General features: G+C 57.6%; 10 protein-coding genes and 1 tRNA gene. 5 read left to right on the forward strand and 6 right to left on the reverse strand.

The features are described 5' to 3' along the window. Nucleotides 1-116 precede the first annotated feature (116 nt). From GS630_RS04445 to tsaD, 4 genes are read right to left on the reverse strand one after another with little or no spacing between them, the layout of a single operon-like run. A complete protein-coding gene (locus GS630_RS04445) occupies nt 117-539 on the reverse strand; it encodes an EVE domain-containing protein (RefSeq protein ID WP_171237953.1) in 423 nt (140 codons plus the stop codon). Then, a complete protein-coding gene (locus GS630_RS04450; RefSeq protein ID WP_171178793.1) occupies nt 539-808 on the reverse strand; it encodes a YciI family protein in 270 nt (89 codons plus the stop codon). The genes GS630_RS04445 and GS630_RS04450 overlap by 1 nt, the downstream gene beginning before the upstream one ends. Nucleotide 809: 1 nt before the next feature. Next, on the reverse strand, nt 810-1,772 hold the full coding sequence (locus GS630_RS04455; RefSeq protein ID WP_171178795.1) for an NAD(P)H-dependent glycerol-3-phosphate dehydrogenase: 963 nt from the start codon (nt 1,770-1,772) through the stop codon (nt 810-812). After that, on the reverse strand, nt 1,769-2,866 hold the full coding sequence (gene tsaD, locus GS630_RS04460; RefSeq protein ID WP_171711879.1) for a tRNA (adenosine(37)-N6)-threonylcarbamoyltransferase complex transferase subunit TsaD: 1,098 nt from the start codon (nt 2,864-2,866) through the stop codon (nt 1,769-1,771). The genes GS630_RS04455 and tsaD overlap by 4 nt, the downstream gene beginning before the upstream one ends. A gap of 99 nt (nt 2,867-2,965) precedes the next feature. Here tsaD and GS630_RS04465 point away from each other — a divergent pair, with 99 nt between their 5' ends. From GS630_RS04465 to GS630_RS04475, 3 genes are read left to right on the forward strand one after another with little or no spacing between them, the layout of a single operon-like run. Further along, nucleotides 2,966-3,679, forward strand: a complete 714-nt coding sequence (locus GS630_RS04465; protein ID WP_171178799.1) for a uroporphyrinogen-III synthase — start codon at nt 2,966-2,968, stop codon at nt 3,677-3,679. A 54-nt stretch (nt 3,680-3,733) separates the two neighbouring features. Beyond that, complete coding sequence (locus GS630_RS04470) at nt 3,734-4,948, forward strand: hypothetical protein (protein WP_171656701.1); 1,215 nt, start codon at nt 3,734-3,736, stop codon at nt 4,946-4,948. A gap of 10 nt (nt 4,949-4,958) precedes the next feature. Next, a complete protein-coding gene (locus GS630_RS04475) occupies nt 4,959-6,452 on the forward strand; it encodes a heme biosynthesis protein HemY (protein ID WP_171178802.1) in 1,494 nt (497 codons plus the stop codon). Between the two features lie 326 nt (nt 6,453-6,778). Here the strand turns inward: GS630_RS04475 and GS630_RS04480 are convergent. Continuing rightward, nucleotides 6,779-6,865 (reverse strand) — tRNA-Leu (locus GS630_RS04480). Between the two features lie 201 nt (nt 6,866-7,066). Between GS630_RS04480 and GS630_RS04485 the strand changes: the two genes are divergently transcribed. After that, nucleotides 7,067-8,050, forward strand: coding sequence for a complex I NDUFA9 subunit family protein (locus tag GS630_RS04485; protein ID WP_171234599.1), 984 nt, complete (start codon nt 7,067-7,069; stop codon nt 8,048-8,050). On the opposite strand, the gene GS630_RS04490 is transcribed toward GS630_RS04485, so the two are convergent. After that, the gene (locus tag GS630_RS04490) at nt 8,051-8,854 is read right to left on the reverse strand and encodes an undecaprenyl-diphosphate phosphatase (protein ID WP_171234598.1); all 804 of its coding nucleotides are present in this window, start codon (nt 8,852-8,854) and stop codon (nt 8,051-8,053) included. It lies immediately after the preceding gene. 230 nt (nt 8,855-9,084) lie between these two features. Between GS630_RS04490 and GS630_RS04495 the strand changes: the two genes are divergently transcribed. Beyond that, nucleotides 9,085-10,518 (forward strand): NAD(P)-dependent oxidoreductase, encoded by a 1,434-nt coding sequence (locus GS630_RS04495; RefSeq protein WP_171234597.1) that lies wholly within the window; start codon nt 9,085-9,087, stop codon nt 10,516-10,518. Nucleotides 10,519-10,569 lie beyond the last annotated feature (51 nt).

Consider the following 10,569-nt stretch of genomic DNA (forward strand, 5'->3'; position numbering starts at 1 on the left):
CAAGCGTCTGCGGTTGTAAAAACCGCAGATGGCAAGCCCCCACCCGGCGAAGCCCAGAGAAACATAGCATTTTGTCGAGCGCTTGAGAAGTTTTACGCCAGACACAGGTTTACACGTCAATCAGGCTGCGTATCGCCCAGTGCGCAAATCACCTTCCATTCGTATTCAGTCACCGGCTGCACCGACAAGCGCGAGTTCTTGACCAGCACCATTTCAGCCAGACGTTCGTCCGCCTTGATCTGGTCCAGCGTCACCGGTTTGGCAAAGGGCCGAACTGCCTTGATATCCACGCATTCCCACCGTTCATCGTCAGTGGTGCTGTCGGCATGCGCCTCAGCGCAAACCTCGACGATTCCCACCACCGATTTGTCCTTTTGCGAATGGTAGAAGAACCCCCAATCTCCGATGGCCATCTGCCGCATAAAATTGCGCGCCTGATAGTTGCGCACGCCATCCCACTCTTCGCCTGCGTCCCCCTTGGCGACTTGTTGGTCCCAGCTCCAGGTTGAGGGTTCGGACTTGAACAGCCAATATGCCATCAGCCAATCACTTTTTTCCATGGAATCAGGTCAACGGATTGGAACAACCCTGCTTTGGCGTAAGGGTCGTTGTCGGCCCATGTTTGTGCAGCAGCCAAATCTTTGACATCCAGAATTACCAGTGAGCCGATCATGGCATCGCCATCCAGCAGAGGGCCAGCCTGCGCCACAACACCTGTTTCCTCGATATACGCCAGATGCGCGCTGCGATTGTCCAGCCGGGTTTGCAGGGCACCGGGTTTGTCTTTGGCGATGAGAGCGATCAGCATGTTATTCCTCCTTAAGGGGTCGATTGAGTAGGGTTTGAATGGCCTCAGGTACACTGTAAGCACCGCGACTCAGGTCCGCCACAGTGGTACTGATGGGCATGTCCAAGCCTTCTTTGCTTGCGATGTCGGACAAGGCGCAGGCAGTCGCGACACCTTCGACTGTCGTCTGGCTGTCAAAGCGCTGATTTCGACCCAAACTAAGGCCAAAACGATAATTTCGGGACAGATCGGATGAGCAGGTCAGCACCAGATCACCCAGCCCGGACAGGCCCATCAGCGTATCTGGTCGCGCCCCGCGCGCTGTGGCGAAACGCTGCATTTCGACAAATCCGCGTGTCAGCAAAGCCGCCCGCGCACTGTCACCCAACCCGGCACCCATCGTTGCGCCACATGCGATGGCCATGACATTCTTCAATGCCCCGCCCAGCTCGGCCCCAACCGTGTCGGTCGTGCGATAAAGACGAAGATTTGTCGTTGTTAGCTCGGCTTGCAGCGATTTGCCGATCTGGGCATCTGCACATGCCAGTGTCAGCGCTGTTGGCAGGCCGCGTGCGATGTCGTCTGCAAAGCTGGGCCCGGTCAGCAGTGCGACGTCGGCGGACGGCACAACACTTTCAATCACGGCTATCGGACCGAGGCCCGAGGACAGTTCAATCCCTTTGCAGCAGGCGACCAGCGTTTTGCCCTGCAGCAAGGGCGCATGAGACGTCAAAGCCTGTCGCAGTTTCTGCATTGGAACAGCCAGAAGAAGCGTATCTGCTGTGCAAGCTTCCTTGATGTCTGCCGTAGCGGCAATGCTTGGCGGCAGGGTTACACCGGGCAGGCGGGTCTCGTTTCTTCGCGACATTTGCATTTGTTGCGCCTGCTCCGCATCCCGCGCCCACAACGTCACCGGCCCGTTGCCCGCCAGCGAGATCGCCAGCGCGGTTCCGAATGCGCCAGAGCCCAGGACAGAAACGCTCATGCCTTGGCTCCTTTCCTACCGCTGCCCAGCATTGCAGGGCTGCGTTGATCCAGTGGCCACCGGGGACGTGCGGTCAGGTCTAGGCCGTCGCGTGAGCCGTCGCGAAACCGTTCGAGCCCCACATAGGCGATCATGGCGGCGTTGTCCGTACACAGCGGAAGCGGGGGGGCCGTGAATCTCGTACCCTTTTCGGCGCAAACAGTCTCTAACGCGGTACGAATGGCCGAATTTGCCGCCACGCCCCCTGCAACGGCGATGACGGGTTCGGAAGGGTTGAGGGCCAGATACTGGTCCATCGCGCGTCGGGTTTTCTCGGCCAAGGTGTCCACAATCGCCTGTTGGAATCCGGCGCATAAATCCGCGCGGTCCTGACGGGTCAACCCACCCTTTTCCGCGACGATTTGGTCGCGCATCCGCATCAAAGCCGTTTTCAAACCCGAGAAAGAGAGATCACAGCCGGGCCTGTCCAGCAGCGGCCGGGGAAAGCGAAAGCGTTTCGGGTCACCTGTGTGGGCTTCAGCTTCGACCGACGGGCCGCCCGGTTGCGGCAGGCCTAGCAAACGCGCGGTTTTGTCAAAGGCTTCTCCGGGTGCGTCATCAATTGTGCTGCCAAGACGGGTGAACTGTTCTGGCCCGTGGGCGATCAGGTACTGGCAATGGCCGCCCGAGACCAAAAGCATCAGGTAGGGAAAGCTGATCCCGTCTGTCAGGCGCGGTGTCAGCGCGTGCCCGGCAAGGTGATTGACGCCGATCAGGGGCAAGCCGGTGGCGGCGCTCAGCCCCTTGGCACACATGACGCCGGACATGACGCCACCGATCAGGCCAGGGCCGGCAGTGACGGCGATGGCGTCCATGTCACGCAGACCAAGGTCGGCGGCCTCTAGCGCTTGTTTAACGCAGATGTCCAGCTTTTCCGCGTGTGCCCGCGCAGCGATTTCGGGCACAACACCACCATAAGCACTGTGCAACTCGGTTTGGCCATGCACCACCGATGACAGGATTTCAGCATCCGCACCTTCGGTTTGGCGCACAACAGCAGCAGCCGTGTCATCACAGCTGCTTTCCAATCCCAGCACGGTAAGTGTTTGCACCATCACCCTGATCCGTTGCATCATGTTACCAACGGCGGGGTATCACCCTGCGCGGATGCAAACAATCCTCAAGGGCCAAGGCGCCAAACGTTGTATTTGTTGATGACCCGCCCGCGCGCAGCCTCGAAACGGTTTGTCGCGCAGTTGCCGACCCGCACCAGGTCCCGGGTTCAGGTCATCTATTCCCCGATTCTCGAAATTCGCCCACTGCCCGCTGCGGTTGATACCGTAGGTTTGCAGGGTGTGATCTTTACCTCGGCCAATGCGGTGAACGCGGCGGCTTCAATGGGTGTCGACCGCGATTTGCCCGCCTATTGCGTTGGCCCCGCGACGACCGGGACAGCCAAGGGCTATGGCTGGCAGGCCGAGATGGCAGGCACCACAGCCGAAGAGCTTGTGGGGCATCTGTTGAAACATCGACCCCAAAGCCCTTTGTTGCATTTGCGTGGCGAACATACACGAGGCAACATCGCGGGGCGGCTCACCGAATCCGGCCTGACGGTACGCGAACAGCCGGTTTATCAACAGATTCTGTTGCCGCTAACTTCCGAGGCGACCCAAGCCGCGAACGACGATTTGCCGATAATCGCCCCACTTTTTTCGCCTCGAACGGCGCGACATTTTGCCGATATTTGGTCGGGCTCGGCTCCGCTTTGGCTGGCCGCAATCAGCCGCGCGACGGCTGATCCCCTTTATTCCTTGGACTATACGCACCTGAAGATCGCCAAAGCGCCGACACCCAAGAAAATGCGTAAGGCGGTTAAAAAGCTTGTAAAACATGTGTTGCGGGTTGAGAGAGACGAGGTCCCCGATTAACTTAGCTTGGGCTGTTATTCATCTGAATTTGGATTCGATAAGGGGAATATTGCGGTGGCTGGTAAGAAGAAATCCGACGAAAAGCCGGTGGAAGACCCCAAGGTAGACGACGTTGTTGAATCCGAGCTGCAACAGGAAGGTACGCCTGTTGACCCCGATAAACCTGTAGCAGAAGACCTTTCCGAAGCCGAAGCCGAAGCCGAAGCCGAAGCCGAAGCCGAAGCCGAAGCCGAAGCCGAAGCTCCGACGGAGGAGATCGCTCCGGTTGCGGAAAAGACGGTTGAGCGCGTGGTCGAAAAACGCGGTGGCTTTGTGCCTGCTTTGCTGGGCGGTGCCGTTGCTGCCGTGGTCGGATTTGCGCTGGGCAATGGCGGGTTGCTGCCGGGTGGTGCTGACAATTCTGACGCGCTGGCGGCGATGGAATCGAAACTTGCGGATCAGTCGGATCAAATCGCCAAACTGTCACAAGGGCTGACAAACGGCCCGGATACGTCTGGTTTGACGGATCAGATCAAAGCGCTGTCGGATAAATTGACCCCGGTCGAAGGTGACCTGAGCGCGGTCAAATCCTCGGTTGAAGCGCTGTCCGGTCAGGTCGCGCCTTTGGCGGATCGGATCACAGCGCTTGAGAAAGCTCCAATCGAATCCAATACCTCACCTGAAGCCACAGCCGCCTTTGAGGCTGAACTGAAAAAGCTCCAGGATTCGCTGGCGGCGCAACGGGCCGAGGTTGAAAAAATGGTGTCGGATGCGCAGGCGCTTGAGGCGAAAGCATCCGCCGACGCACAAGCTGCGACGAACGCCGCGGTTCTGTCTCGTCTGCGCGGGCAGCTGGATGCAGGACAACCTTATTCCGAACTGGTTGCTGAACTGAAGTCGGGCGGTGTGGATGTACCGGATGCTTTGACAGGGCCAGCTGAGGAAGGCGTGGAAACCTTGTCATCCTTGCGGGCGACTTTTGACCCTGCTGCCCGAACTGCACTGGCAGACGCGCGCGATGCGGATAAGGGTACGGGTCTGATCGCTTTCCTACAACGGCAGACAGGAGCACGTTCAGTTACGCCGCAGGAAGGCGACGGGCCTGACGCAGTCCTGTCGCGCGCGCATGCCGCATTGGCGGATGGAGACCTGTCCAAAGCGTTAAGCGAACTGAAATCACTTCCCGAAGCGGCGCAGACCGCGATGGCCGATTGGCAGCAGGCGGCCCAGACACGGGTTGCTGCTGTTGATGCGGCGAACTCATTGGCTTCCAGCCTGAACTCGAACTGAAGGACCTGCCATGCTGTGGTCACTGTTTAAGATCCTTGTCTTTGTTGCGATTATCGGCCTGCTGGCGCTGGGCGGTCACTTCCTGATGCAAACCAGTGGCGGGGTGCAGATCACCGTCGCGGGTACGGAATTTACACTGGGGCCGCTGCAATCCGTGATTGCGCTGGGCGTGCTGGTGTTTGCGGTCTGGCTGTTCTTCAAACTGCTTAGCCTTTTGGTGGCGACGCTGAAGTTCTTGAATGGCGATGAAACGGCCCTGTCGCGGTATTTCGACCGTAGCCGTGAACAGCGCGGGTATCAGGCTCTGGCAGATGGATTGATGGCTTTGGCTTCAGGTGAAGGGCGTGCGGCCATGACCAAGGCCAACAAGGCCGAAAAGCTGCTCAACAAGCCGGAATTGACCAATCTATTGGTGGCGCAAGCGGCCGAGATGACGGGCGACACCAAGAAAGCGGCCGACACCTACAAGAAACTCGTGACCAATAACGCGACTCGATTTGTCGGCGTGCGCGGGATCATGAAGCAGAAACTGGCCGAAGGTGATGACGAAACCGCTCGCAAGCTGGCCGAAAAGGCGTTGGCAATCAAACCGCGCCATGCAGAAACGCAAGATGTTCTGCTGAACCTTCAAACCAAGGCGCAGGACTGGGCCGGTGCGCGCTCGACCTTGTCGTCCAAATTAAAGGCCGGTTACCTGCCGCGCGATGTGTTCAAGCGCCGTGATGCGGTTTTGGCTTTGTCTGAAGCCAAGGACATTCTGGACGAAGACGCCAGCCTGGAACAGCAGGAACATGCAATCGAAGCCAATCGACTGTCGCCAGATCTGGTGCCCGCGGCTGCGATGGCCGCTCGTGCGTATATTGCCAAAGGTAAACCCCGCCCCGCGACCAAGATCCTGAAAAAAGCCTGGGAGGCGCAGCCGCATCCTGACCTGGCCCACGCTTTCGCCGAGATAGCACCGGATGAGACGCCCGCGCAAAGGATCAAGCGCTTTACCGCACTTACGCGTATTCACCCCGAGAATATGGAGACCCGTCTGATTCTGGCCGAGTTGAACATCGTGGCCGAAGACTTCCCCGAAGCCCGCCGCGCGCTGGGGGATGTGGTTGAAAAACAAGGTGATGCGCGGGCGTACACTCTGATGGCGGCGATCGAACGGGGCGAGGGCGCTTCGGACGCTGTTGTACAAGGCTGGTTGGCCAAGGCGCTCAACGCACCGCGTGGTCCTCAGTGGGTCTGTGACAATTGTCACGACATCCAACCCGAATGGGCCCCGGTCTGCCAGAATTGCGGCAGCTTCGATACGCTCAGCTGGCAAACGCCGCAAACCCCCGAGATCGCCAGCGCAACCGGTGTCCACATGCTGCCACTCATTGTCGGCGCGCTTGAGGATCAGTCGGACGAACCTGAAGAGGTGGAACCATTGGACGAAACCGACACAGTTGATGTGACGGCAGAGCCTGCTGAGTCTGCGGACGAGGCAGGAGTGCAGAAACAAGCCTGAGCGCATCAATGACCATTGGTGTGGCGGCGTCATATCCGCTTGTTTGTTGTCGTCAGGCGCGGGCTGGTTGTTTTTTAAGCTTCCGGCTTACCGCGACTGGGATTGCCAATGAAATGGTGACCAGGCGCACTGCAAGCGAATATGGGTCCGCGTCAATCAAATCCGCACCCTTGCCGGAATTCAGCGTGATGACACACAGCTAGCAGTACCGTTTTGATCTGCAATCGGCACCGATGCCGAACCGAAAGCAGGATTCAAGCAGTGTTCGGCAGTCACAGAACAACCGTACGAGAACCACGTTTGAATTCAGGTTTTTAGGAAGAATTTGGTGCCCAGGAGAGGACTCGAACCTCCACGTCCATACGGACACTAGCACCTGAAGCTAGCGCGTCTACCAATTCCGCCACCTGGGCAGGTGTCGTGAGGGGGCGTTTAAGCCCAGTGGCAGAGGGCGTCAACCAGATTCGCGGAGATTTTTGAAAGTTTTTTGAATTTGGGCTTTGCCCCCCGATTTGTGCCTTTGAATTTCACCATCCTCGCGGCGAATTAGCGCCTTGTTTGAAAGGGCTGCGGGCGTTAGGTCTAGGGCGCAATTTCTCAGCAGGAGCCCTCTCATGTCGAAACTTGTGACGATTTATGGCGGATCTGGATTTGTCGGCCGCTACATCGCGCGGCGCATGGCGAGTGAGGGATGGCGTGTGCGTGTGGCGGTGCGCCGCCCGAACGAGGCGATGTTCGTGAAACCTTATGGTGTCGTCGGTCAGGTTGAGCCCGTGTTGTGCAATATCCGCGATGACGCGTCGGTTGCCCAGGCCATGCACAGTGCGGATGTCGTGGTAAACTGCGTCGGCGTCCTGAACGAGCTGGGCAAAAACGACTTTGGCGCCGTGCAGGCCGAAGGGGCGGAGCGGATCGCGCGTTTGGCGGCAGAGCAGGGGATTGAGCGGATGGTTCATGTCTCGGCCATTGGTGCCGATGCAAATTCTGCCAGCGAATATTCTCAGACCAAGGCGCAGGGTGAGGCCGGTGTGCTGAAGCATATGCCAGATGCCGTGATCCTGCGGCCTTCTGTTATTTTTGGTACCGAAGATCAGTTCTTTAACCGCTTTGCCGGAATGACACGCATGGGGCCGTTCCTGCCGTTGGTTGGTGCCGAAACCAAATTTCAGCCGGTTTATGTGGATGATGTGGCCCAGGCCGCAGTTAAGGGCGTTCTGGGACAGGCTGAGCCTGGCGTGTACGAGTTGGGCGGACCCGAGGTGAAGACATTCCGCGCTTTGATGCAGCAAATGCTGGATGTGATTCACCGTCGCCGCGTCATCATTGGTATGCCTTTTTTTGCAGCACGGATCATGGCGGGTGTTCTGGACATCATTAAGTTTGTCAGCTTCCAGTTGTTCCCGAACAATATTCTGTCCCGAGATCAGTTGAAGAATCTGCGGAATGACAATGTGGTTGCCGATGAGGCTAAGTCTTTTGCCGATCTTGGGATCACACCGACCACCTTGGAATCGGTGCTGCCCGAGTACCTGTGGAAGTTCCGTCCGTCGGGCCAGTATGACGACATTCAGAACTCGGCCAAAAACCTGCGTATCTGATCAGCTATAGGCCATGATCAGCAGGATAGCGCCAAGAATGACTCGGTAGATGACGTAGGGCGTGAAACTGACGCTGCGCAGCAAACGCATCATCAGGCTGAGCGCCAGAAGGGCCGCGATAAACGCAAAGACAGCGGCAATGGCGCCGTCACGTGCCAGTTGCGCGTCAGCGTCGCGCATCACGTCCACAGCCAACAAAGCGCCAGACGCCAGAATCGTCGGGATTGACATCAGCATGGCTATCTTCGCCCCGTCCTCGCGGGTATAGCCCAATTTGCGCGCCCCGGTGATTGTGATCCCCGAGCGCGACGTGCCGGGAATCAGTGCAAGAACTTGCCACAGCCCCATGATGAACGCATCACGGACGCCCCACGCACTGCTCTCTTTGGTTTCCGGACTGCTCTGATCGACCCAATACAGAACCAGGCCAAAACCAAGCATAGCCCAGCCGATTACGGCGATCGAGCGCATGGCATCGCTTAACCCGGTCAGATGTAGAATCAGACCTGCAATCACCGTTGGAATCGTCGCTAGGATGAGGCCCAGTGCCAGTCGCGTCTGTGGCGTATCTGCCCGGCCAAGCAAGGCCCCAGGCAACCCCGCAAGGGCTTGTTTTACATCCGACCAGAAATACAGAACAACCGCGCCCAGCGTTCCAACATGCACTGCAACATCAATGGCTTGACCTTGATCCTGAAGACCAGTGAGGTTTGGAAGCAGGATCAGATGACCTGATGATGATATGGGCAAAAACTCAGTGATTCCCTGAACAATTGCTACGAGAATCAGGTGAAAAAGACTCATCTGCCCTGCCAATTTGCGGTCACGTAATGCTTGCGAATTATGGGTATAAGGGTGGTGGGGAAAAGGAAAGCGCACATATAGGTCCGATACGGAACTAAAAATAGTGAACTTTTCAAGAATATTAGCTCTACACAGTAAACTTTCTTTATTTAGGTCAGTATGATTGACTTTTAATCCCCTACGGTATCTCTTAGAGAAACCGGACCAAGCCAATTCATGGAGTCTGACCCGTGGCCAAGCAACCGATGCTGAAATTTGTGCAGATCGACCGAGTCATGCCGGAAAAGCGTGCTGCAAGTGACCGCAAGGAAGACTTTGACGAAATCTATGCCGAATACGCCGCCGAAAAAGCTGCCGAACAGGCCAGCCGCTGCAGCCAATGTGGTGTGCCGTACTGCCAGTCACATTGCCCGTTGCACAACAATATTCCGGATTGGCTGCATCTGACTGCCACTGGCCGACTGGAAGAAGCCTATGAGACAAGTCAGGCGACCAATACTTTCCCCGAAATCTGCGGGCGTATCTGCCCACAGGATCGCTTGTGTGAAGGCAACTGCGTAATCGAGCAGTCGGGTCACGGCACAGTTACCATCGGCACTATTGAGAAATACATCACGGACACCGCCTGGGATAACGGCTGGGTGAAACCGGCCACCCCATCTGCGGAGCGCAGCGAGAGTGTGGGCATTATCGGCGGTGGCCCCGGTGGATTGGCTGCAGCGGATATGCTGCGCCGCGCAGGTATTCAGGTGACAGTATATGATCGTTACGACCGTGCGGGTGGCCTGTTGATGTATGGCATTCCGGGCTTCAAGCTTGAAAAGGACATCGTGCAAAGGCGCAATGACCTTTTGGCCGATGGCGGTGTCCGGTTCGAACTGAACTGTGATGTTGACGCCACCAAGTTTGAAGAAATTCGTGCCCGGCATGACGCTGTGATTATTGCCACCGGCGTTTATAAATCCCGCGACCTGTCCATGCCGGGAAGCGGTCTGGGTGGAATTGAAAAGGCGATCGACTTCCTGACCGCCTCGAACCGCAAAAGTTTTGGTGATGCCGTCGAAGATTTTGACAATGGCCGCCTGAATGCCGAAGGAAAAAAGGTCGTTGTAATTGGCGGCGGCGACACCGCCATGGATTGCGTGCGTACTTCGATCCGTCAGGGAGCGACCTCGGTCAAATGCCTCTATCGTCGCGACCGAGCCAATATGCCAGGCTCGCAGCGTGAAACGCAAAACGCCGAGGAAGAAGGCGTTGTTTTTGAATGGCTGAGCGCGCCCAAAGGCTTCACCGGTGACGATAAGGTCACGGGCGTGATGGTTCAAAAGATGCGTCTGGGGCAGCCTGATGCGTCGGGTCGCCAGGCGCCCGAAGTCATCGAAGGTGCGGATTACGTGGAAGAGGCCGATCTGGTGATCAAGGCGCTGGGCTTTGAACCCGAAGACCTGCCCACCCTGTTCGGCCAGCCGGACCTGCCTGTGACACGCTGGGGCACCGTAAAGGCCGCGTTCCAGACCGGAGAAACTGAAATGGACGGTGTTTACGCCATTGGTGACATCGTGCGTGGTGCTTCACTGGTGGTCTGGGCGATCCGCGACGGCCGCGACTGCGCCGACGCGATCATCGACCGGTTCAATGCCAAAGCGGCCATCGCAGCCGAGTAAGCCCAAGGATTAAGAGGGTTCGTCGCCAAACGTTCCCTTGAAAGAAGGAAA

Origin of the sequence: Ruegeria sp. HKCCD7303 (genome assembly GCF_013111185.1) — a bacterium.
In the GTDB taxonomy this organism is placed as follows: domain Bacteria; phylum Pseudomonadota; class Alphaproteobacteria; order Rhodobacterales; family Rhodobacteraceae; genus Ruegeria.